At 73.5% G+C, this 20,733-nt stretch carries 22 protein-coding genes; 10 read left to right on the forward strand and 12 right to left on the reverse strand.

All coding sequences use genetic code 11. From position 1 onward, the window contains the following. Window positions 1-32: 32 nt before the first annotated feature. The 3 genes from ACIGXP_RS01920 to ACIGXP_RS01930 are packed head-to-tail and all read right to left on the reverse strand — an operon-like array spanning window position 33 to window position 3,630. Window positions 33-2,594 carry an ABC transporter permease gene (locus ACIGXP_RS01920; RefSeq protein WP_399762976.1) on the reverse strand — a complete coding sequence of 854 codons (2,562 nt, stop codon included), beginning with the start codon at window positions 2,592-2,594 and terminating at the stop codon, window positions 33-35. Further along, complete coding sequence (locus ACIGXP_RS01925; protein ID WP_363217795.1) at window positions 2,591-3,340, reverse strand: ABC transporter ATP-binding protein; 750 nt, start codon at window positions 3,338-3,340, stop codon at window positions 2,591-2,593. Before ACIGXP_RS01925 ends, ACIGXP_RS01920 begins: the two co-directional genes overlap by 4 nt. Next, the gene (locus ACIGXP_RS01930; RefSeq protein ID WP_399762979.1) at window positions 3,337-3,630 is read right to left on the reverse strand and encodes an SHOCT domain-containing protein; all 294 of its coding nucleotides are present in this window, start codon (window positions 3,628-3,630) and stop codon (window positions 3,337-3,339) included. Before ACIGXP_RS01930 ends, ACIGXP_RS01925 begins: the two co-directional genes overlap by 4 nt. Before the next feature lie 177 nt (window positions 3,631-3,807). Between ACIGXP_RS01930 and ACIGXP_RS01935 the strand changes: the two genes are divergently transcribed. The 4 genes from ACIGXP_RS01935 to ACIGXP_RS01950 are packed head-to-tail and all read left to right on the forward strand — an operon-like array spanning window position 3,808 to window position 6,308. After that, window positions 3,808-4,398, forward strand: coding sequence for a TetR/AcrR family transcriptional regulator (locus ACIGXP_RS01935; protein ID WP_399762980.1), 591 nt, complete (start codon window positions 3,808-3,810; stop codon window positions 4,396-4,398). Window positions 4,399-4,403: 5 nt separating this feature from the next. Beyond that, window positions 4,404-4,793: a cupin domain-containing protein gene (locus ACIGXP_RS01940; RefSeq protein WP_363219901.1), complete on the forward strand. Its 390-nt coding sequence runs from the start codon at window positions 4,404-4,406 to the stop codon at window positions 4,791-4,793. A 22-nt stretch (window positions 4,794-4,815) separates the two neighbouring features. Further along, window positions 4,816-5,400, forward strand: coding sequence for a DUF4865 family protein (locus ACIGXP_RS01945; protein ID WP_399762982.1), 585 nt, complete (start codon window positions 4,816-4,818; stop codon window positions 5,398-5,400). Further along, window positions 5,397-6,308, forward strand: a complete 912-nt coding sequence (locus ACIGXP_RS01950; RefSeq protein ID WP_399762984.1) for a phosphotriesterase — start codon at window positions 5,397-5,399, stop codon at window positions 6,306-6,308. Before ACIGXP_RS01945 ends, ACIGXP_RS01950 begins: the two co-directional genes overlap by 4 nt. A gap of 98 nt (window positions 6,309-6,406) precedes the next feature. Here ACIGXP_RS01950 and ACIGXP_RS01955 read toward each other — a convergent pair whose 3' ends face one another. The 3 genes from ACIGXP_RS01955 to ACIGXP_RS01965 all read right to left on the reverse strand — a co-directional run bounded on the left by ACIGXP_RS01955 (window position 6,407) and on the right by ACIGXP_RS01965 (window position 9,240). After that, window positions 6,407-7,132 (reverse strand): NUDIX hydrolase, encoded by a 726-nt coding sequence (locus ACIGXP_RS01955; RefSeq protein WP_399762986.1) that lies wholly within the window; start codon window positions 7,130-7,132, stop codon window positions 6,407-6,409. After that, window positions 7,129-8,367, reverse strand: a complete 1,239-nt coding sequence (locus ACIGXP_RS01960; RefSeq protein WP_363219905.1) for an ROK family protein — start codon at window positions 8,365-8,367, stop codon at window positions 7,129-7,131. Before ACIGXP_RS01960 ends, ACIGXP_RS01955 begins: the two co-directional genes overlap by 4 nt. Window positions 8,368-8,523: 156 nt before the next feature. After that, the gene (locus ACIGXP_RS01965) at window positions 8,524-9,240 is read right to left on the reverse strand and encodes an alpha-ketoglutarate-dependent dioxygenase AlkB (RefSeq protein WP_363219906.1); all 717 of its coding nucleotides are present in this window, start codon (window positions 9,238-9,240) and stop codon (window positions 8,524-8,526) included. Window positions 9,241-9,308: 68 nt separating this feature from the next. Between ACIGXP_RS01965 and ACIGXP_RS01970 the strand changes: the two genes are divergently transcribed. Next, complete coding sequence (locus ACIGXP_RS01970) at window positions 9,309-10,442, forward strand: methyltransferase (RefSeq protein WP_399763532.1); 1,134 nt, start codon at window positions 9,309-9,311, stop codon at window positions 10,440-10,442. 82 nt (window positions 10,443-10,524) lie between these two features. Here the strand turns inward: ACIGXP_RS01970 and ACIGXP_RS01975 are convergent, their stop codons facing one another. Together ACIGXP_RS01975 and ACIGXP_RS01980 are read right to left on the reverse strand one after the other, a co-directional pair. Beyond that, complete coding sequence (locus ACIGXP_RS01975) at window positions 10,525-11,376, reverse strand: ketose-bisphosphate aldolase (RefSeq protein ID WP_399762989.1); 852 nt, start codon at window positions 11,374-11,376, stop codon at window positions 10,525-10,527. A gap of 32 nt (window positions 11,377-11,408) precedes the next feature. Further along, window positions 11,409-12,290: an SIS domain-containing protein gene (locus tag ACIGXP_RS01980; RefSeq protein WP_399762991.1), complete on the reverse strand. Its 882-nt coding sequence runs from the start codon at window positions 12,288-12,290 to the stop codon at window positions 11,409-11,411. A gap of 126 nt (window positions 12,291-12,416) precedes the next feature. On the opposite strand from ACIGXP_RS01980, the gene ACIGXP_RS01985 reads away from it, so the two are divergent. Then, window positions 12,417-13,196, forward strand: coding sequence for a DeoR/GlpR family DNA-binding transcription regulator (locus tag ACIGXP_RS01985; RefSeq protein ID WP_399762993.1), 780 nt, complete (start codon window positions 12,417-12,419; stop codon window positions 13,194-13,196). Window positions 13,197-13,208: 12 nt separating this feature from the next. Here the strand turns inward: ACIGXP_RS01985 and ACIGXP_RS01990 are convergent, their stop codons facing one another. Beyond that, window positions 13,209-13,604 (reverse strand): luciferase family protein, encoded by a 396-nt coding sequence (locus ACIGXP_RS01990; protein WP_363219318.1) that lies wholly within the window; start codon window positions 13,602-13,604, stop codon window positions 13,209-13,211. A 331-nt stretch (window positions 13,605-13,935) separates the two neighbouring features. Here ACIGXP_RS01990 and ACIGXP_RS01995 point away from each other — a divergent pair, with 331 nt between their 5' ends. Both ACIGXP_RS01995 and ACIGXP_RS02000 read left to right on the forward strand, forming a co-directional pair. Then, on the forward strand, window positions 13,936-15,114 hold the full coding sequence (locus ACIGXP_RS01995; protein ID WP_363219332.1) for an MFS transporter: 1,179 nt from the start codon (window positions 13,936-13,938) through the stop codon (window positions 15,112-15,114). 544 nt (window positions 15,115-15,658) lie between these two features. Further along, window positions 15,659-16,399: a maleylpyruvate isomerase family mycothiol-dependent enzyme gene (locus ACIGXP_RS02000; RefSeq protein ID WP_399762995.1), complete on the forward strand. Its 741-nt coding sequence runs from the start codon at window positions 15,659-15,661 to the stop codon at window positions 16,397-16,399. 20 nt (window positions 16,400-16,419) lie between these two features. On the opposite strand, the gene ACIGXP_RS02005 is transcribed toward ACIGXP_RS02000, so the two are convergent. Next, window positions 16,420-16,815 (reverse strand): MarR family transcriptional regulator, encoded by a 396-nt coding sequence (locus tag ACIGXP_RS02005; RefSeq protein ID WP_363219320.1) that lies wholly within the window; start codon window positions 16,813-16,815, stop codon window positions 16,420-16,422. An 85-nt stretch (window positions 16,816-16,900) separates the two neighbouring features. On the opposite strand from ACIGXP_RS02005, the gene ACIGXP_RS02010 reads away from it, so the two are divergent. Together ACIGXP_RS02010 and ACIGXP_RS02015 are read left to right on the forward strand one after the other, a co-directional pair. Continuing rightward, window positions 16,901-18,391 (forward strand): MFS transporter, encoded by a 1,491-nt coding sequence (locus ACIGXP_RS02010; RefSeq protein WP_363219321.1) that lies wholly within the window; start codon window positions 16,901-16,903, stop codon window positions 18,389-18,391. 161 nt (window positions 18,392-18,552) lie between these two features. Beyond that, window positions 18,553-18,837: a DUF6332 family protein gene (locus ACIGXP_RS02015; RefSeq protein ID WP_399762998.1), complete on the forward strand. Its 285-nt coding sequence runs from the start codon at window positions 18,553-18,555 to the stop codon at window positions 18,835-18,837. On the opposite strand, the gene ACIGXP_RS02020 is transcribed toward ACIGXP_RS02015, so the two are convergent. After that, window positions 18,798-19,463, reverse strand: coding sequence for a response regulator transcription factor (locus tag ACIGXP_RS02020; protein WP_363219323.1), 666 nt, complete (start codon window positions 19,461-19,463; stop codon window positions 18,798-18,800). The genes ACIGXP_RS02015 and ACIGXP_RS02020 overlap by 40 nt on opposite strands. Beyond that, window positions 19,460-20,674 (reverse strand): sensor histidine kinase, encoded by a 1,215-nt coding sequence (locus tag ACIGXP_RS02025; protein WP_399763000.1) that lies wholly within the window; start codon window positions 20,672-20,674, stop codon window positions 19,460-19,462. The genes ACIGXP_RS02020 and ACIGXP_RS02025 overlap by 4 nt, the downstream gene beginning before the upstream one ends. Between the last annotated feature and the right edge of the window lie 59 nt (window positions 20,675-20,733).

Genomic DNA, 20,733 nt, shown 5'->3' on the forward strand with positions numbered 1-20,733 from the left:
ACCGGCCCGGGCACTCGGCCACAGCGACGCGGTCACTCCGTCGCGATGGCCCGCAGCACGTCCAGCCGGGCCGCGCGCCGGGCCGGGCGGAGGCCTGCGAGGGCGCCGGCGGCGAGGCCGACGAGGGCCACCACCGCCAGCCGCGCGGGCGGAAGGGCGAACGCGAACGCGGTGTCGCTCGCGCCGTCCGAGGCCCGCACCAGCACCCAGCCCAGAAAGGCGCCGAGGCCGAGCCCGCCGACGGTGCCGAACGCGGCGACCAGGACCGACTCCCAGCGGACCATGGCCCGCAGTTGGGCGCGGGTCTGGCCGACGGCCCGCAACAGACCCAGTTCCCGGGTGCGTTCGTGCAGCGCGAGCGTCAGCGTGTTCGCGATGCCGAGCAGGGCGATGACCACCGCGAGGGCGAGCAGCGCGTAGACGAGGGTGAGCATCATGTCGATGCCACCCGCCGACGACTGCGCGTACTCGTCGCGGGTCTGCACCTCGGGGTTGCCGTACCGGGCGGCGATCCGCCGCACCGCCGCCCTGCCCGCGTCGGCACCGACCCCGGGCTTGAAGGTGACGGCGATCAGGGTGTCCGCGTCCTGGGTGCGGTGCGGAGCCCACGCGGCGCGGGTGATGACGTAGTCGCCGGCGAGTTCCGACCGGCCGTACACCGCCCGGACGGTGAAGGTCTCGCTCCGGCCGTCGGTGAAGGTCAGGCGGGTGGTGTCACCGGTGCGCAGATGCTGCCGGCCGGCCTCCGTCCGGGTGATCGCGATGCCGTCGGCGCCGAGGCCGCGCAGGGAGCCGGTCACCGTGCCGAGGTCGAAGGTACGGGCGAGCGCCGCCGGATCGGTGACGGTCAAGGCCCGTCCCCTTCCGTTCACTTCGGCGACGCCGCGGCCGAGCCCCACGGCCGTGCCGACTTGCGGCAGACGCTGGAGGGCGGGGGCGAGCCGGGGACTGAGGCCGCTGCCGCCCGCGCCGAAGGACGGGCTGCTGACGGCGAGGTCACCGGCGAAGGACCGGGACACTGTCTGGTCCATCGTGGCCTTCAGCGAGGCACCGAAGACGGTGAACAGCGACACGACGGCCACGCCGATCATCAGCGCGCCCGCCGTGGCCGCCGTCCGCTTCGGGCTGCGCAGGGCGTTGCGCCGCGCCAGCGAGCCGGTCACGCCGCGCAGCCGGTCCAGGGGGCCGCCGAGCAGTCGTACGGCGGTGGTGGCGGCGACCGGGCCGAGGACGACGAACGCCGCCAGGGCGAGCAGCGCGCCGACTCCGGCAAGCCACACGGACGGGGAGACGAGGACGCCGGTCAGGGTCGCGGCGAGCGCAGACGCGCCGAGGACACCTCCGGCGATCGCACGGACGCGGGAGGCGCCCGAGGTGTCGACGGCCGTTTCGCGCAGGGCGGCGAGCGGCGCGGTGCGTCCGGCGCGCCGGGCCGGCAGGAGCGCCGAGCCGAGGCAGACGGCGATTCCGACCGCGAGCGGCAGCACCATCGACAGCGTCTTGATCACCAGGTCGCCGTCGGGGAACGGGAATCCGATCGCCGGGAACAGCGCCTGCAGGCCGGCGGCGATGCCGATGCCGCCCGCGAGTCCGGTGACCGACGCGGTGAGCGCGACCAGGCAGGCCTCGGCGAGTGCGGCGGCGGTCACCTGGCGGCGTGCCGCGCCCAGAGCCCGCAACAGGGCGTGCTCGCGGGTGCGCTGGGCGACCACGATCGCGAATGTGTTGTGGATGGAGAAGGTGGCGACGAGCAGCGCGACGCCGGAGAAGACGAGAAGGAAGGTGGTGAAGACGGTCAGGAACTGGCTGGAGATCATGTCGGTGTTCTCCTGCGCCGACTGCTGACCGGTGATGGCCTCAACCCCCTTGGGCAGCACGGGAGTCAGCCTGCGGACCAGTTCCCGCTGGCTCACTCCGGGCCCGGCCCGCACCTCGATCGCGGCGGCCTGGCCGGGGCGCGCGGCGAGGTACTTCTCGGCGTCGGCCCGGGTCATGCCGGTGAACGTCACCTGGGCCATGCCGTCCTGGCCGCCGAAGGTGGCAAGGCCGACGACGGTGACCTGCACCGGGTCCGGGGTGCGCAGGGTGGTGGTGTCGCCGATCTTCAGGCCGCCCTTCTTCGCGGCACCCCGGTTCACCACGACCTCGCCGGGCTTCGCGGGCGCGCGGCCTTCGGCGATCCGGTACGGGTTGAGGCGGGCGTCCGTGATCCAGTTGCCGGCCAGCGTGGGTGGTCCCTGACCTCCGACGGGCTTACCGTCGGAGCCGACCAGCTGGCCCGCGCCCTGGATGTTCGGGGCGGCGGCGGCCACGCCGGGGACCCGCTCGACGGCCCTCACCAGCGAGGTGTCCACGGGGCGCCGTACACCCTGGGCCTCGCCGGGGGTGGTGATGGCGTCGGCGCCGCGCACGACGGCGTCCGTGTCGCTGGTGGCCTCGCCGAACATGCTGCCGAAGCCGGCGCGCAGCGTGTCGCCCATGACGAGGGTGCCGGTCAGGAAGGCGACGCCGAGGAACACGGCGAGGAAGGTGCCGGCGAACCGGCGCCGGTGGGCGCGCAGCGAGGTGAGACCGAGCCGCAGCGACGCGTTCATGTCCGCACCTCGAAGGCCTTCATACGGTCCAGGACCCGGTCCGCGGTGGGCGACTCCATCCGGTCGACCAGGCGGCCGTCGGCGAGGAAGAGCACCTCGTCGGCGTGCGCGGCAGCCACCGGGTCGTGCGTGACCATGACGACCGTCCGGTCCCCGTCGCGCACGGCGGAGCCGAGGAGGCCGAGGACTTCCGCGCCGGAGCGGGAGTCGAGGTTGCCGGTGGGCTCGTCGGCGAAGACCACGTCGGGCCGCCCGGCGAACGCCCGTGCCACGGCCACGCGTTGCTGCTGGCCGCCGGAGAGTTCCGCGGGACGGTGGTGCAGCCGGTCGCGCAGCCCGACGACGTCGACGAGCGCGTCGATCCACTCCCGGTCGCCGCGCCGCCCGGCCAGGTCCAGCGGCAGGGTGATGTTCTCGGCGACGGTCAGCGTCGGCACCAGGTTGAACGCCTGGAAGACGAAGCCGACCCGGTCGCGGCGCAGCAGGGTCAGGCGGCGGTCGTCGAGCGCGCCGAGTTCGGTGTCACCGATCCAGGCGGCGCCGGAGGTGAGCGTGTCGAGGCCGGCCGCGCAGTGCATGAGGGTGGACTTGCCGGAGCCCGAGGGGCCCATGACGGCGGTGAAGCGTCCGGCGGGAAAGGAGACGTCGACGCCGTCCAGGGCGCGTACGGCGGTGTCGCCGCCGCCGTACACCTTGACCGCGTCCACCACGCGGGCCGCGGCCCGCACTGCCGTCGTCGTGGTCATGCCGCGCTTCCCTTGCCCGTGCGGCCGAACTGCTCCTCCAGGACGGACAGGCGGCGCCAGTACTCGTCCTCGTCGATCTCGCCGGAGGCGAAGCGGCGGCCGAGCACCGCGAGGGGCGAGTCGCCCGCGGGCCGTCCGCCGTCCGTCGGACGCCAGGGGCCGCCGCGGCCGCGCAGGCCGGTGCGCCGCAGGACCGTGGCGGCGCCGATCACGACGGCCGCCCAGATCAGCGGGAGGAACAGGATCCACGGGCCGGGTCCGCCGCCGCCCCAGTCGGCCAGGTTCTGCATCTCGGGTCATCTCCGTTGTCGGCTCGGTTCTCCCCGGTCTTCCGGGGATGCCACGAGACTCCCTCCGGCGAGGGGTCCCGGTCGTCGTGCGGCCGGCGGCAGTGCGCGTACCTCCGCGGGAGTACGACGGTGGGGGTGCGCCTGCTCCCTCGGGACTGGCGGACTGTAACTACTAGTATGTACAGTGGATGCATGAGCACCCCGGAACGACTGATCGAGTCCACCCGTGAGCTGCTGTGGGAGCGCGGGTACGTGGGCACGAGCCCCAAGGCGATCCTGGAGCGCGCGGGCGCCGGCCAGGGCAGCATGTACCACCACTTCAAGGGCAAGCCGGACCTCGCCCTGGCGGCGATCCGGCGCACCGCCGGCGAACTGCGCGCCGCGGCGGAACGCGTCCTCGACGGGCCGGGCACGCCGTACGAGCGGATCGAGGCGTATCTGCGGCGCGAGCGCGACGTACTGCGCGGCTGCCCGATCGGCCGGCTGACCATGGATCCGGACGTGATCGCCAGTGACGAACTGCGCGCGCCGGTGGACGAGACGATCGCGTGGATCCGGGAGCGGATCGCCGGAATCGTCGAAGAGGGCAAGCGACAGGGGCAGTTCGCACCCTCGCTGGACGGACAGGAGATCGGCGCGGCCGTCCTCGCGACCGTGCAGGGCGGCTATGTCCTGGCCCGCGCCTCCGGCACGCCCGCCGCCTTCGACGCCGGTGTCCGCGGGCTGCTCTCCCTGCTCGCACCCCGAACTCCCGGACAGGAGACCTGAGTCACGTGCACATCACCGGACGACGCCCCGACACCCGGCAGGGCCCGGCGGAGAACTTCACCGGCACGGTCTGGCTGGACGAGATCGCCGCGCCCGCCGCTCCGTCCCGGCTGCGCATGTTCAACGTCCACTTCGCACCGGGCGCCCACACCGCCTGGCACCGGCACCCGCACGGTCAGGTGCTGCACGTCCTGGAGGGCGAGGGGCTGGTGCAGCGCAGGGGCGGCGAGGTGGAGGCGATCCGCGCGGGCGACACGGTGTGGATCGAGCCGGACGAATGGCACTGGCACGGCGCCGCGCCCCGCGCCTTCATGACCCACCTCGCGGTCGTCGAGGCCGCAGAGGACGGCACGACGACCGAGTGGCACGCGCACGTGGACGACTATCCCGCCTGAGGCCCGAGAAAGGATCCTGTACATGCACGCCATGCAGTACGAGTTCACCCTGCCCGCGGACTTCGACATGGGCGTCATCCGCTCGCGCGTCGCCCGTGTCGCCCCTCTGCTGGACGACTGGGACGGTCTCGGCATCAAGACGTATGTTCTGCGCGAACGCGGGGTGCACGGCTCGCCGGTGAACCAGTACGGGCCGTTCTACCTCTGGAACACGATGGAGGGCATGAACCGCTTCCTGTGGGGAGGGGCCTTCCAGGGGCCCGTCGACGACTTCGGGCGGCCTGCGATACGACAGTGGACCGGCCTGGCGTTCGAGGAGGGATCCGCCACCGGTTCCGCGCCCTCATACGCCGTGCGCCGACGCCAACCGGTGCCGGAGGGCGTGGAGTTGGCGGCCTTCATGGCGGACGCGGCGGCCGAGACCGGGCGGCTGGCGGCGGAGGACGGCGCGGTGCTGGCGGCGGCCGCCGTCGACACCCGGGCCTGGGAGCTGGTGCACTTCTCGCTCTGGGAGCACGACACGCCCAAGGCCGACGGCGACCTCTTCCAGGTGCTGCACCTGTCCGCACCCGGCCGGGACCGGCTCCCGCGCGGTCGGCAGTGGTGAACCGGGTCCGCACGGTCCTCGGCGACATCCCGCCCGGGGAGCTGGGCGTGTGCGACGCGCACGACCATCTCTTCCTGCGCAGCGCCCAGTTGCCCGGGCAGGAGCTGGACGATGTGGCGGCGGCGCGGGCCGAGCTGGCCGCGTTCCGGGCGGCGGGCGGTGCGGCGGTCGTCCAGTGGACGCCGTACGGGATGGGCCGGCGGACGGCGGAGCTCGCCCAGCTGTCCCGGGCCACCGGTGTGCGGCTGGTGTGCGCCACGGGACTGCACCAAGCCGCGCACTACGACGCCGAGTTGCTCGGCGGGCTGCGCGGTACCGGCCTTGCCGAGCTGTTCGTGTCCGAGCTGACCGACGGCATCGGCACGACCGGGGTGCGCGCCGGTCTGATCAAGGTGGCGGGCGGCTTCCACGCCCTCGACGCGCACGCCCGCTGGACCATGACGGCGGCGGCCGAGGCGCACCATGCCACCGGCGCACCGATCGCCGTGCACCTGGAGCTGGGCACCGGTGCACTGGACGTGCTCGACCTGCTGTGCGGCGAGTTGGGCGTGCCCGGCGAGCGGGTGATCCTCGGCCATCTGAACCGCTCCCCCGACCCGGTGGTGCAGCGCCAGGCCGCCGCGTCGGGCTGCTGGCTGGCCTTCGACGGACCTTCCCGCGCCCACCATGCCACCGACTGGCGGATGCCGGAGGCGGTACGGGCCCTGGCGGAGGCCGGCTTCGGCGACCGGCTGCTGCTCGGCGGCGACACCGTGGTCGCCGGCGCCCGCTCGGTCGACGGCGGGCCCGGCATGCCGTATCTGCTGCGCAGGGCTCGGGCGCGACTCCAGGTGGAGTTGGGCGCGGAGCTGGTGGAGCGGATGCTCACCGAGCATCCCGGTCGGGCGTTCGCGGTCGACTGGCCGTGACGGTCCTCGCCTGAGCACCTGCGTGGTTGTGCCGTTCGGCGGCTGCGGGTCGCCGTGGCCTGTCGCGCAGTTCCCCGCGCCCCTGGACGGCGCGTCTCTCAGGCGTGCGTGTAGGCGCCGAGTACCGGTCGCAGATAGTCGACGTGCGGTCCGTCCAGCGACTCCAGGTCGGCGGTCGAACCGAGCAGCTCGATCCGGTCGAACTCGGGGTCGCGGCCCTGGGCGGTCTCCGTCTTCACCAGCTCCGCGTACCGGTCGTACAACTCCTCTGCGGGGCGCGGCGGGGCGGTGAACATGACGCCGACGTTGCCGCGCCCGCCGAGGGTGGTCAGCCATGGCGTCAGGGCGTCGGCGGGGGTGTCGGAGCCGGTCTCCTCGGCCAGTTCGCGGGCCGCGTGCGCCCGTAGCGTCATGAGGTCCAGCTCGGCGCCGTGGTCGGGTGGTTCCATGGTGCCGCCGGGCAGCTGCCAGCGGCCGGGAGCCGCGGTCGAGGGTGCCATCCGGCCCACCGTCAGGCGTCCGTCGTCGGCCGGCTGTGCCACGGACACGAACAGGGACGCGTACGCGGGAGCGTCGGGCACCTGGCGCAGGGCCCGGTACCGGTAGGTGGCCCGTGCCCAGGACAGCACCAGGCCGTCGGCACCGTCACGTTCGAGTCCGGTCAGCGCGGCCACCGGGCCGTCGAACAGGGCCGGGTTGGCTCGTACGGCCTCCTCCCACGCGCGGTCCATCGCCGAGCGGTGGCGCCCCGACAGCTCGGGCAGGGCCGTCTCGACCAGGCGGATGCGCCCGGCGGGCAGGATCTCCACGGGGGAAGCGGTCACCGCAGCGCCCCCAGCGGGTCGTCGAGCACGGGCTGCCAGGCCAGTTCGGCCGCGCCGACGAGGCTGTTGTGGTCGAGCGTGCAGGGCAGGATCGGTACGCCGCCGCTCTGGCCCCACAGGCTGCGGTCGGCGACGACCGCGCGCAGCCGGCCGGGGTCGGCGTCCAGGAGGGTGCGGTGGAGGCCGCCGAGGATGATGCGGTCGGGGTTGAGGATGTTGACCAGGCCGGCCAGGCCCAGGCCCAGCCGGTCGATCAGGGCCTCGGCAGCGGCACGGACGGCCGGGTCGGCGTACTGGGTGCGCAGCAGGTCGTCGGCCTGCTGGAGCAGGGACACCTCGGGGCCCGGCTCGCGGCCGGCCTCGACGAGGAGGGCCAGCGGGTCTGCCTCGACGTCCAGACAGCCGCGGCTGCCGCAGTGGCAGGGCCGGCCCTCGGGGTTGACGGTGAGGTGACCGACCTCCAGGGCCAGACCCGAACTGCCGGTGTGCAGGCGGCCGTCCAGCACCAGCGCACCGCCGACGCCCCGGTGACCGGTGGCCACGCACAGCAGGTCCCTGGCGCCCCGCCCGGCGCCGTGCCGGTGTTCGGCGAGCGCGGCGAGGTTGACGTCGTTGCCCGCGAAGGCCGGGCCGGTGATGCCCGCGGCGCGGACGCACTCCGCGAAGGTCCGGCGGACCGGGGCGCCGACGGGCCAGGCCAGGTGCAGGGGGTTGAGGGCGAGGCCGTCCGGTTCGGCCACGGCGGACGGCACGGCGAGTCCGGCGCCGACGCAGCGGCGGCCCGTCGTGCGCAGCAGTTCCGCGCCCGCTTCGACGACCGAGCCGAGCACCTTCGCCGGGTCGGCGTCGACGGTCTCGCAGCCGGGCGCGGTCGCCACGATCCGCCCGCCGAGTCCGACCAGCGCGGCCCGGAAGCCGTCGGCGTGCACCTGTGCGGCGAGGGCCACCGGGCCGTCCTCGGCGACCTCCAGCCGGTGCGAGGGGCGGCCCTGGGAGCCGGCCGCGGCGCCCGGCCGGGCGTCCACCCGGATCAGCCCGAGCGCCTCCAGCTCGGCGGCCACCGCCCCCGCCGTCGCCCGGGTGACCCCGAGTTCCGCGGTGAGCACGGCCCGGGTCGGTGCCCGTCCGGTGTGCACCAGCTCCAGCGCGGGTCCGAGCGCACCGCGCCCCCGGTCCAACCGCGCTCTCGAGGTGGTCCTCTCCCCCGCTGTCCGGGGATCCGCCTTGCCGCTCATGAGGGCGAGTCTCCCATGATCCGCACCCGGAGTGGCCGGCGCCACCGGCTGGGCCTGTCCCGCTGGTGCGGCCTGATGCAAGACGCAGGAGGGCGTGCAGGTCCCCGCGTCCGGGACACGGTCCGCCGGACCGGCCCTGCATCCGCCGGACAGGTCCTACAGGCCGCTGACCCGCAGGGTGATGTTCAGCCGTCCGGCCAGACCGAGCCCTGGCGGGGCCGTGCCCGGGTGTACGCGCGGTACTCCGTGGTAGGCGAGCCGGGAGGGACCGCCGAAGACGAACAGGTCCCCGCTGCGCAGCTCGACGTCCGTGTAGGGCTTGGTGGGGGTCCCGGTGTTGCCGAAGCGGAAGACGCAGGTGTCGCCGAGGCTGAGGGACACCACCGGCGCGTCCGCCTTCTCGTCGCTGTCGCGGTGCATGCCCATGCGGGCGTCGCCGTCGTAGAAGTTGATCAGTGCGATGTCGTACAGGTACGGCTCCTGCGGGCCGAGGGCGGTGACGGCGGCGCGCCGGCCCAGCTCGCCGAGCCAGGCCGGGAACGGTTTCACGGGGGCGCCGTCGCCGTCGACGACCGTGCGGGCATAGGCGTACGGGTACCAGTGCCGACCGGGGCACTCGGGATTGTGCCGCACCGCCCGACCGCAGTTCGGGCACCGGCGTACGGGACCCCAGTGCCAGCCCAGGCAGACCTGCCGGGCGGTCATCGTGCTGCCGCCCGGGGTGCGGACGGTACGCAGGCCGGCCGGTGGCCGCGCCCATGCGCGGCAGGCGGCGAGCAGCTCGCGCTGCCGGTCGGCGGCCAGCCAGTCCGGGACGTGCACGGCGCCCGGCGCGACCTCCGCGCGCTCCCTGGGAAACAGCTCCACGTCCACACCCCCATCCTGCCCCACCACTCCTGAGCTGCGGCTCGGCTAGCCTGGGAGGCACGATGAGCAACCGTATGACGACACCGTGGGGCGAGATCGAGCTGTCCCGCTTCCCCGAGGATCCCCGCGACCGGCTGCGCGCCTGGGACGCCTCCGACGCGTACCTGCTGCGGCACCTGGCGGAGGAGGGGGTGCCGCTCACGGGCTCGGTCGTGGTGCTCGGGGACCGCTGGGGTGCGCTGGTCACGGCGCTCGCGGAGCACCGGCCGACGCAGATCACCGACTCCTTCCTGAGCCAGGAGGCGACCCGGGCGAACCTGGCGCGGGCCGGTGTCGAGCCCGGTGCCGTACGGCTGCTGACCACCCAGGATCCACCGCCGGAGCGGGTGGACGTGCTGCTGGTGCGGGTGCCGAAGAGCCTGGCGCTGCTGGAGGACCAACTGCTGCGGCTGGCGCCCGCCGTGCACGCGGACACGGTGGTCGTCGGCACCGGCATGGTGAAGGAGATCCACACCTCCACGCTCCAGCTGTTCGAGCGGATCCTCGGGCCGACCCGGACCTCACTGGCCCGGCAGAAGGCCCGGCTGATCTTCTGCACGCCGGACCCGGCGCAGGCCCGGCCCGAGAACCCGTGGCCGTACAGCTACGCGCTCCCGGATGGCATCGGGGCGGTCTCCGGGCGTACGGTCGTCAACCACGCGGGCGTGTTCTGCGCCGACCGGCTCGACATCGGCACCCGGTTCTTCCTGCGGCATCTGCCCGGACCGGGCGCGGGCCGCGTGGTGGACCTCGGCTGCGGCAACGGTGTCGTCGGTACGGCGGTGGCGCTGGCGGACCCGACGGCCGAAGTGCTGTTCGTGGACGAGTCGTTCCAGGCGGTGGCCTCGGCGGAGGCGACGTACAAGGCGAACGGGGTGCCCGGGCATGCGGAGTTCCGGGTCGGGGACGGGCTGGCCGGGGTGGCGCCGGGCAGTGTGGACCTGGTGCTGAACAACCCGCCGTTCCACTCCCACCAGGCGACGAGCGACGCGACGGCGTGGCGCATGTTCACGGGGGCGCTGCGCTCGCTTCGGCCGGGCGGTGAGCTGTGGGTGATCGGGAACCGGCACCTGGGGTACCACGTGAAGCTGAGGCGGTTGTTCGGCACCTGTGAACTGGTCGCCTCCGACCCGAAGTTCGTGGTGCTGAGGGCGGTCAGGAAGGGCTGAGCGCGTCGATCGTCCGCGGCGTCGTCGCGGCTGGTCGCTCCCCCGAGTTCTCGGCTTTGCCGAAGACGCCCTTCGGGGTGCTCTAGCCGGCCAGAACCCCGATGATCCGGCGCACCTCCTGGGCCATCGCCTCCCGCCCCACGCTCAGGTACTTACGGGAGTCGACCGCCTCGGGATTCGCCGCGAGGAAGTCGCGAATCGCGCCGGTCATGGCCATGTTCAGCGCCGTGCCGACGTTGACCTTGGCGATGCCGCCGGCGACCGCCGCGACCAGACCGTCGTCCGGTACGCCCGAGGAACCGTGCAGGACGAGCGGGACGGACAGCGCGGCGGACAGCCGTTTGAGCAGGCCGTTGTCGAGGGCGGCGGTGCGGGTGGTCATCGCGTGCACGCTGCCGATGGCGACGGCGAGCGCGTCGACGCCGGTGCCGGCCACGAAGTCGCACGCCTGGTGAGGATCGGTGCGGGCGCCCGGTGCATGGGCGTCCAGCGGCGGCCTGCCGTCCTTGCCGCCCACCTGACCCAGCTCGGCCTCGATCCACAGCCCTTGGGCATGCGCCCAGTCGGCGGCGGCGCGGGTCGCGGAGAGGTTGTCGGCGTACGGCAGCCGGGCCGCGTCGTACATCACCGAGCTGAACCCGGCATCGGGTGCCTGGCGCAGCAGGTGGTCGCTCTGCACATGGTCCAGGTGCAGAGCGACGGGGACGGCGGCGCGTTCGGCGGCGGCCACGGCAGCCCGGGCCAGCGGCAGCAGCCGCCCGTAGCGGAACTTGACGGCGTTCTCGCTGACCTGGAGGACGACGGGCGCGCCGGCCGACTCGGCGCCGGCGATGACGGCCTCGACGTGCTCCAGGGTGATGATGTTGAACGCGGCGACGGCGGAGCGGGTTTCGGCGGCGGCGGTGACCAGCTCGCCGGTGGACGTGAGGGGCACGTGAGGTGTCCTTCCGGGGCGCGGGTCGGAGCTCAGGGGGCGAGGATCACCGAGCGGGTGAGATGACGCGGCTGGTCGGGGTCGAGGCCGCGGGCGGCGGCGACGGCGACCGCGAGCCGCTGGACGCGGACGAGTTCGGCGAGCGGGTCGAGGCCGCCGTCGATCCACGACCCGCCGGTGGCCCGGACCTGTTCCGCGAGCCCCTCGGGTGCCTCGCCGAGCATCCAGGTGGCCGTGCCCGCGGTGGTGATGCTGATCGGGCCGTGCCGGTACTCCATCGCCGGGTAGGTCTCGGTCCAGGACAGCGAGGCCTCACGCATCTTCAGCCCGGCCTCGTGGGCCAGCCCGACGGTCCAGCCGCGCCCGAGGAAGGTGAACTGGGTGCAGGCGACCAGTCCTTCGGGAAGAGGAGTGGCGAGGGCCGTGCGCGCGTCGGCGACGACGGAGTCGGTGTGCAGGCCGAGATGGGCGCGCAGGAGGGTGAGGGCGGTGGTGGCGAACCGGGTCTGGACGACGGAGCGTTCGTCGGCGAAGTCCAGCACCACGAGGTCGTCGGCGCTGCTCGCGACCGGGGTGTCCGGATCGCCGGTGACGGCCGTGGTGCGTGTCCTGCCGCTCAACTCACCCAGCAGTTCCAGCACTTCGGTGGTGGTGCCGGAGCGGGTGAGGACCACCACCCGGTCGTACGACCGCCCGTGCGGGAACTCGGAGGCCGCGAACGCGTCGGTCTCGCCCTGGCCGGCGCCCTCCCGCAGGCCGGCCACCGCCTGCGCCATGAAGTACGAGGTCCCGCACCCCACGATCGCGATCCGCTCCCCCGGCCCCGGCAGCGCGTCCCGGTACCGCCCTGCCTCCTCGGCCGCCCGCATCCAGCACTCGGGCTGGCTGTTCAGCTCGTTCTCGACATGCGTCATGCTCACACCCTCCCCCTATCTGATTTTTCCTGCAAGATATAGCGAGCTTTCAAGCACAATCAAGCATTCGAGCGGAGAACGAGGTGCGCTAGGGTCACCGGGAACACTTCAGAACGGAGGCTGCCGATGTCCCGGGACGCCCGCTGGAAGGCGCTGCTGGACCTGCTCGTGGAGCGCGGCCGGCTGGAGGTCGAGGAGGCGGCGGCCGAGCTGGAGGTGTCGGCGGCGACGATCCGCCGGGACTTCGACCAGCTCGCCGAGCAGCAGATGCTGGTGCGCACCCGGGGCGGAGCGGTGGTGCACGGGGTGTCGTACGAACTCCCGCTGCGCTACAAGACGGCCCGCCGCGCCTCGGAGAAGCAGCGCATCGCCAAGGCCGTGGCCGATCTGCTGGCACCGGGCGAGGCGGTGGGTCTGACCGGCGGTACGACCACCACGGAGGTGGCCCGCGCCCTGGCCGTACGCGGCGATCTGTCCAGCGCCTCACCCGCGCTGACCATCGTCACCAACGCGCTCAACATCGCCAACGAGCTTGCCGTGCGGCCCCAGTTCAAGATCGTGGTGACGGGCGGGGTGGCACGCCCGCAGTCGTACGAACTCATCGGCCCGCTCGCCGACAGGGTGCTCGGGCAGATCACGCTCGACATGGCGGTGCTGGGTGTCGTCGCCTTCGACGTCACGCACGGCGCGGCGGCCCATGACGAGGCGGAGGCGGCGATCAACCGGCTGATGTGCGAACGCGCCGAGCGGGTGGTGGTCGCCGCGGACTCCAGCAAGCTGGGCCAGCGGGCGTTCGCCCGCATCTGCGGGGCGGAACTGGTGGACACGCTCGTGACGGACACGGCGGTGGAGCAGGACACGGTACGGCGCTTCGAGGAAGCGGGCATCCGGGTCCTGGCGGTGTGACGGCCGGCGACCTCAGAAGGCGCCGAGGTCGGTCTTCACGAATCCCGCGCCCCGCTGGTCGTTGCAGCCGAACAGCGGCCGGTCGGCCGGGTCGGGCCAGGCCTGCTGGGCCTGGAGCGCCACGCTCACCAGGGTCAGCAGCAGGTCGACGTCGCTCGCGGCGTCGAGGCGCAGGGTCACCCACTGCGAGCCGGGCACGATCCTGATCGCCCCCGAGCCCTTGAAGTCCTTGGCGAACCGGCGGACGGCCCGGTCGGTCAGCCGCAGATCGACATCACGGTCCGAGTGGAAGTGGGCGATCTCGCCCTGGGCCGAACTCACCGCCTGTCCCAGGCCACAGCTCGGGACCGCCTGCCTCAGGTCGGGCCAGGTCGCCAGTTGCGCGAGCGCGCGCGAGGCCAACGTCATGGGGCCATCATGGACCGCTCACCCCTCGGCAACCAGCTCGTGCGTAAGCATTAACCGACCTGTATCCGGCGGCGGGACAGGCCCGCAGACCGCGGGAACACCCGCAACGGGGCATGCCGGTGCACCGTGTTGACGCCGCCGTCGCCACGGGAAAGCACAACCAGGTGCACCTCAAGGCCGTATCGGCCCGTCCAGGAGCGCACGAACTCCGGCAGCTCGGCGCGGCATCCGGGGCAGCCCGCCCCCAGCGGCACCCCTCTTGCCTCAACCCCGCGCACCCGCCTAACCTGAGTTTGTGCCGCAACTAAACAAAACCCGTTCGCACATCGTGGTGCCGGGTGACAGCCATGACCTCGTCCGCCTCCGCGTCGCGCTCACCGCGTTCTTCGCCCTCGACGGCTTCGTCTTCGCGGGCTGGGTCGTCCGTATCCCTGCCATCAAGCAGCAGACCGACGCCTCCGCCGGCGACCTGGGGCTCGCCCTGCTCGGTGTCTCCGCCGGTGCCGTCGTCACCATGACGCTCATCGGGCGTCTCTGCCGCCGCTACGGCAGCCATCCGGTCACCGTGGTCTGCGCAGTCCTGCTCTCCGTCAGCGTCAGCCTGCCCCCGCTGACCCACTCGGCACCCGCCCTGGGCGCGGTACTCCTCCTCTTCGGCGCCGCCTACGGCGGCGTCAACGTCGCCTTCAACAGCGCCGCCGTCGACCTGGTGGCCGCATTGCGGCGGCCGATCATGCCCACGTTCCACGCCGCGTTCAGCCTCGGCGGCATGATCGGCGCCGGTCTCGGCGGACTGGTCGCCGGTGCGCTCTCCCCCACCCGGCATCTGCTCGGCCTCACCCTGATCGGGCTGCTCGTCACGGCCGTCGCCGGACGCAGCCTGTTGCGGCAGGAGCCGCCGGCGCCGGCGGACCGGCCTGCCTCACCGGGGGCGGCACCGGACCGCGCCATGCCGCACCGAACCGGTGGCCGGGGGCTGGTCGTCGTCTTCGGACTGGTCGCGCTGTGCACCGCCTACGGCGAGGGCGCCCTGGCGGACTGGGGCGCGCTCCACCTCCAGCAGGACCTCGCGGCGCCGTCCGGCGTGGCGGCGGCCGGGTACGCGTGTTTCGCGCTGGCCATGACCGTGGGCCGGGCGACCGGCACGACCCTGCTGGCGCGACTCGGCCGCGCCCGTACGGTTATCGCCGGCGGCACCGTCGCGGCGGCGGGCATGCTGCTCGGCTCGCTCGCGCCCTCCGTGTGGGCCGCGCTGATCGGTTTCGCCGTCACCGGGCTCGGCCTCGCCAACCTCTTCCCGGTCGCCGTCGAACGGGCCGGCGCGCTGACCGGCCCGTCCGGCGTGGCCGTCGCCTCGACACTGGGCTACGGCGGCATGCTCCTCGGGCCGCCCGCGATCGGGTTCATGGCCGACTGGTTCTCCCTCCCGACCGCCCTCACCAGCGTCGCGGCACTGGCGGCCCTCGCCGCGGTCATCGGCGCGTCCACGCGGCGGGCCATGGGCGGCTGACGCGGAAGCGGAGGGACGGCGGCTGACGCGGAAGCGGAGGGACGGCGGCTGACGCGGAAGCCAAAGGACACACGGCGATGAGGAAGCCGAAGGACGGGGCGGCCAACGCGCAAGCCGGAAGACACACGGCGACGCCGAAGCCGAAAGACAGGCCGCCGACGCCCAAGCCGGAAGACACACGGCGACGCCGAAGCCAAAGGACACGGCGGCTGACGCGCAAGCCGAAAAAGACACGGCTGACGCGAAAGCCGAAGGACAGGCGGCTGACGCGGCAGGGAAAGCACGGGCGGCGACGCGTGAATCGCGGTGGGCGGGTCCTCGGTCACGCCACGGCACCACCGGCGTCCGGACGCCGGCGTCCGCGACCGACCCGCACGCCGCAGTCGGCCGGCCCTCGGCCACGCCACCGCACAGCGCGGCCCCGGATGCCGGCGCGCCTCAGCGCGAGCGCGTCGCGTACGCCTCACCCGGCGCCGTACGACGGGCCGTCGGCCGACTCGAAGGTGCCGGTCATGGAGCGCGCGCCATCCGGCACACTCACCCCATGAACACTGCCGACTTCCTTCAGACCCTCGACCGGGAGGGCCGGCTGCTCGCGGCGGCCGCCGCCGCGGCGGGGACCGATGCCAAGGTGCCGACCTGCCCGGAGTGGCAGGTGCGCGACCTGCTGCGGCACACCGGCGCGGTGCACCGCTGGGCCGCGACCTTCGTCGCCGAGGCGTACCCGGAGCCGCGGCCCTTCGGTGACCCGCCGGACCTCGACGGCGCCGAACTGGTGGACTGGTACCTGGACAGTCACCGTCTGCTGGTCGACACCCTCGCCGCCGCGCCCGCGGACGTGCGGTGCTGGACGTTCCATCCGGCGCCCAACCCCTCACCGCTGGCGTTCTGGACCCGCCGGCAGGCGCACGAGACGACCGTCCACCGCTACGACGCCGAGGCCGCGCGCGGCGGTACGGCGTCGCCGATCGCGCCGGACTTCGCGGTGGACGGCATCGACGAGTTGCTGCGCGGCTTCCACGCCCGGCCCAAGAGCCGCGTGCGCACGCCGGAGCCACGCCTGCTGAGGGTGCGGGCGCTGGGCGCGGGGACGGATGCGGTGTGGACCGTACGGCTCACGGACGAGCCGCCGGTGGCCGTGCGGGAGGAGACCGGGGCCGCCGAGGCCGAACTGTCCGGGCCCGCCGACGAGTTGTACCTGGCCCTGTGGAACCGCAGGCCCGTGCCGGTTGTGTCCGGCGATCAGGCGCTCGCCGCGCTCTGGCGGGAGAAGGGCGGGATCTGACGCCTGATCAGCACGCCTGATCAGCCGGCGTCGCCCAGCATCCGGGCCAGCACCGCGCGCTGCACCGGCCGTACCTCGCCGTGCAGCGCGCGCCCCTTCGCCGTGAGCGCCACGCGCACCCCGCGCCGGTCCTCGGCGCACATGGCGCGCTCGACCAGGCCGTCCTTCTCCAGGCGGCCGATCAGCCGGGACAGCGCGCTCTGACTGAGGTGGACGCGCTCGGAGATCTCCTGCACGCGGTAGGCGCAGCCGCCGTCCGCCGTGCCCTCGGCCAGCAGGTCGAGAACCTCGAAGTCGCTGGCGCACAGGCCGTGTCCGCCGAGCGCCCGGTCCAGCTCGCACTGGGTGTGCGCGTGCAGCGCGAGGATGTCGCGCCACTGTTCCACGAGCGCCTGCTCAGCTCTGTTGGACGCCATGAGCGCACCGTAGCAGAGAAACAAGTTTATTGCGTCGGCATTAAATGCGTTTGCATTCAATGCATGTGCATGCAGTGTCGTCGGCATGACCTCTCCGCTCACCACCCCCGCGCCCCCGTCCTCTGCGGTGCGCTGGACTCCCCGGCTGTGGGGCACCCTGCTGGTGCTCTGCGCGGCGATGTTCCTGGACGCGCTGGACGTGTCGATGGTCGGCGTCGCCCTGCCGTCCATCGGCTCCGACCTGCATCTGTCCACATCGACGCTGCAATGGATCGTCAGTGGCTACATCCTGGGCTACGGCGGCCTGCTCCTCCTCGGCGGCCGGACCGCCGACCTGCTCGGCCGGCGGCAGGTGTTCCTCGTCGCCCTCGGTGTCTTCGCGCTGGCCTCGCTGCTCGGCGGGCTGGTGGACTCCGGTCCGCTGCTGATCGCCAGCCGCTTCATCAAGGGCCTGAGTGCGGCTTTCACTGCACCGGCCGGTCTGTCGATCATCACCACCACGTTCCCGGAGGGCCCGCTGCGCAACCGTGCCCTCTCCATCTACACCACCTGCGCCGCCACCGGCTTCTCGATGGGCCTGGTGCTCTCGGGCCTGCTCACCGAGGCCAGCTGGCGCTTCACCATGCTGCTGCCCGCGCCGATCGCGCTCGTGGCACTCCTCGCCGGCCTGCGCCTGCTGCCGCGCAGCGCCCGCGAGGAGCACCACGACGGTTACGACATACCGGGCGCCGTCCTCGGCACCGCGTCGATGCTGCTGCTGGTCTTCACCGTCGTCCAGGCTCCCGAGGCCGGCTGGGCCTCGGCCCGCACGCTGCTGTCGTTCCTCGCCGTGGCGCTCCTGCTGACCGCCTTCGTGCTGGTCGAGCGGCGTTCACCGAGCCCGCTGATCCGGCTGGGCGTGCTGCGTTCGGGCAGCCAGGTCCGCGCCCAGCTCGGCGCGGTCGCGTTCTTCGGCTCGTATGTGGGCTTCCAGTTCCTGACGACGCTTTACATGCAGTCGCTGCTCGGCTGGTCGGCCCTGCACACCGCGCTCGCCTTCCTGCCGGCGGGCGCGCTGGTGGCGGTGTCCTCCACGAAGGTGGGTGCGATCGTCGACCGGTTCGGTACGCCACGGCTGATCGCGACCGGCTTCGCCTTCATGGTCCTCGGCTACGCGCTGTTCCTGCGCGTCGACCTCGACCCGGTGTACGCGGCCGTGATCCTGCCGTCCATGCTGCTGATCGGCGCGGCCTGCGCACTGGTCTTCCCGTCGCTCAACATCCAGGCCACCAACGGGGTCGAGGACCACGAGCAGGGCATGGTCTCCGGGCTGCTCAACACCTCGGTGCAGGTGGGCGGCGCGATCTTCCTGGCGGTGGTCACGGCCGTGGTGACCGCGGGCGCTCCCGCGCACGCCACCCCGCAGGCCGTCCTCGACAGCTACCGGCCCGGCTTCCTCGTCGTCACGGGCGTCGCGGCGGCCGGCCTGCTGATCACCCTCACCGGTCTGCGCAGCCGCCGTACCGAGCCGTCCCTCGTGGTCGCCAGGTCCACCGTGCAGGAGGCGGAAGCGGAACGCGTGCCGGTCCGCGACTGAGCGCTCCGCGGGGGGGGCGGGCCGTCGGCCGTGCGCGCGTCCGTCGCGACTCGCGCCCACGCGGCGGCAGCCGGATGTCGGCACAGCCCCGCGCCCTCGGGCGCTGTCGAGCCCGGCGGGGCTGGTTGCTCCGCCGGGCTCCCGTCGGTGAAGCTGGAGGGATGCACGCATACGGGGGACGCCGCAGCAGGGCCCAACAGGACGCGGCGACGGTCGAGATCGGCTATGCGCTGGTGAGCGCGGCCTTCGCGGCGGCGGTGCTGTTCGGGGCGGTGGCCGGGCCCGCGCTGCTCTTCGACCTGCCGCGCCTGCTGTCCAAGGCCCTGCTGTGGCTGGGCATGGCGGTCGCACCGGTCGTGTTCGTGGTCCGGGTGGTCAGCGTGCTGGTCCGCTTCCAGCGGGCGGTTCAGCCCAGCCAGCCGGGTCTGACCAACCCCGACTCATAGGCCAGCACGACGAGTTGGGCGCGGTCCCGCGCTCCCAGCTTCACCATCGTGCGGCTGACGTGGGTCTTGGCCGTCAGCGGGCTGACCACCAGGCGGCGGGCGATCTCCTCGTTGGACAGGCCGATGCCGACCAGCGCCATCACCTCCCGCTCCCGTTCGGTGAGCCGGGCCAGGGCGTCCGCCGCCGCGGGCTCCTTGGAGCGGGCCGCGAACTCCGCGATCAGCCGGCGGGTGACACCCGGTGACAGCAACGCGTCGCCCTGGACCACCGCCCGTACCGCCCGCAGGAGTTCGTCCGGTTCGGTGTCCTTCACCAGGAAGCCGGAGGCGCCGGAGCGGATCGCCTCGAAGACGTACTCGTCCAGCTCGAAGGTGGTGAGCATGACCACCCTGACGTCCTGCAGCTCCGCTTCGCCGGTGATGCGCCGGGTCGCGGCGAGACCGTCCAGCTGGGGCATGCGGATGTCCATCAGGACGACGTCCGGGCGCAGTTCACGCACCAGGCGCAGCGCCTGCTCGCCGTCGGCCGCCTCCCCGGCCACCGCGATGTCCGGCTGCGCGTCGAGCAACGCGCGGAAACCGGCCCGCACGAGCGACTGGTCGTCGGCGAGCAGTACCCGGATCACTGGTCCTCCCTGGGCTGCGACGGCAGTACGGCGAGCACCCGGAAGCCGCCGTCGGGGCGCGGGCCCGCCTCGATGGTGCCACCGAGCGCGGCGGCCCGCTCCCGCATGCCGGCCAGGCCGTTGCCGCTGCCCCCGGCGTCGGCGCCGGTGGCCGGACCGTCGTCGTCGATGCACAGCCGCAGTGCGTCGCCGTCGTCGGCGAACCGCACGCGCGCGTGCCGCGATCCGGAGTGCCGTACGACGTTGGTCAGCGCCTCCTGCACGATACGGAAGGCGGCGAGGTCGGCGCCGGGCGGCAGCCGGGGCAGCGGACCCTCGATGTCGACGGCCAGTCCGGCCGCCGCCGCCTGCTCCACCAGCTCGGGCAGCCGGTCGAGGCCGGGAGCGGGGGCACGGGGCGCGTCTCCGGAGGCGCGCAGGGTGTCGAGGACCTGGCGCACTTCGCCGAGCGCCTCCTTGCTGGCGGCCTTGATGGTGGCGAGCGCGGCCCGCGCCTGCTCCGGATCGCTGTCGAGCAGCGCGAGCCCCATGCCGGCCTGGACGTTGATGACGGAGATGCTGTGCGCGAGGACATCATGCAACTCGCGGGCGATCCGCAGCCGTTCCTCGTCCGCTCGGCGCCGCGCCGCCTGCGCCCGGTCGGCGCGCTCCCGGGCCCACTGTTCGCGCCGCACCCGGGCCAGTTCGGACAGGGCGACGACGGCCAGCAGCCAGGTGGCGATGACGATCTCCTGGGTGAGGCCCCCGCTGTTGTCGCCCGAAGGCGGCAGCCAGCGGTAGAGCCAGAGGGCGACCACGGCGTGTCCGGCCCACAACAGGGCCACGGACGCCCGGGCGGCCCGCCGGTGGCCGGCGACGACCGCGCTGTGACAACTGACGGCGACGGTGAGGAAGACCGGGCCGTAGGGGTAGCCCGCGGCCAGGTAGCCGAGGGTCACCGTCGCGGTGCCGAAGGCCACGGCCACCGGGTACCGATTGCGCCAGAGCAGCGTGACGCAGGCGACGACGAGCAGCACACGCGCGTAGCCGTCCAGAGGCACGCGGTGGTGCTCGCCCTGCGCGGCGAAGTGGCTGCCGATCAGCACGAACGCGGTGAACAGCACGGTGGATCGCCAGGGCCACCGGGGCCGGTGCGGCTCCGCCGCGTCCGGCGCGCTCCACCACGGCGGGCCGTGCCGCCACCAGTGCCATGGGGGGCGCTGCTCTTCCATGCAGGCCACGGTAGACGTCGCCCGGCCGCGCGGGCGTCAGCCGGACGAGGTGATCACGG

Origin of the sequence: Streptomyces sp. NPDC053069, from assembly GCF_044546895.1 — a bacterium.
Taxonomy (GTDB): Bacteria; Actinomycetota; Actinomycetes; order Streptomycetales; family Streptomycetaceae; genus Streptomyces.

Coding starts and splice junctions, on each gene's coding strand:
- ACIGXP_RS01920 (WP_399762976.1), bottom strand. CDS start 2,594: ATGAACGCGTCGCTGCGGCTCGGTCTCACCTCGCTGCGCGCCCACCGG.
- ACIGXP_RS01925 (WP_363217795.1), bottom strand. CDS start 3,340: ATGACCACGACGACGGCAGTGCGGGCCGCGGCCCGCGTGGTGGACGCG.
- ACIGXP_RS01930 (WP_399762979.1), bottom strand. CDS start 3,630: ATGCAGAACCTGGCCGACTGGGGCGGCGGCGGACCCGGCCCGTGGATC.
- ACIGXP_RS01935 (WP_399762980.1), top strand. CDS start 3,808: ATGTACAGTGGATGCATGAGCACCCCGGAACGACTGATCGAGTCCACC.
- ACIGXP_RS01945 (WP_399762982.1), top strand. CDS start 4,816: ATGCACGCCATGCAGTACGAGTTCACCCTGCCCGCGGACTTCGACATG.
- ACIGXP_RS01960 (WP_363219905.1), bottom strand. CDS start 8,367: ATGAGCGGCAAGGCGGATCCCCGGACAGCGGGGGAGAGGACCACCTCG.
- ACIGXP_RS01970 (WP_399763532.1), top strand. CDS start 9,309: ATGACGACACCGTGGGGCGAGATCGAGCTGTCCCGCTTCCCCGAGGAT.
- ACIGXP_RS01980 (WP_399762991.1), bottom strand. CDS start 12,290: ATGACGCATGTCGAGAACGAGCTGAACAGCCAGCCCGAGTGCTGGATG.
- ACIGXP_RS01985 (WP_399762993.1), top strand. CDS start 12,417: ATGTCCCGGGACGCCCGCTGGAAGGCGCTGCTGGACCTGCTCGTGGAG.
- ACIGXP_RS01990 (WP_363219318.1), bottom strand. CDS start 13,604: ATGACGTTGGCCTCGCGCGCGCTCGCGCAACTGGCGACCTGGCCCGAC.
- ACIGXP_RS02000 (WP_399762995.1), top strand. CDS start 15,659: ATGAACACTGCCGACTTCCTTCAGACCCTCGACCGGGAGGGCCGGCTG.
- ACIGXP_RS02005 (WP_363219320.1), bottom strand. CDS start 16,815: ATGGCGTCCAACAGAGCTGAGCAGGCGCTCGTGGAACAGTGGCGCGAC.
- ACIGXP_RS02010 (WP_363219321.1), top strand. CDS start 16,901: ATGACCTCTCCGCTCACCACCCCCGCGCCCCCGTCCTCTGCGGTGCGC.
- ACIGXP_RS02015 (WP_399762998.1), top strand. CDS start 18,553: ATGCACGCATACGGGGGACGCCGCAGCAGGGCCCAACAGGACGCGGCG.
- ACIGXP_RS02025 (WP_399763000.1), bottom strand. CDS start 20,674: ATGGAAGAGCAGCGCCCCCCATGGCACTGGTGGCGGCACGGCCCGCCG.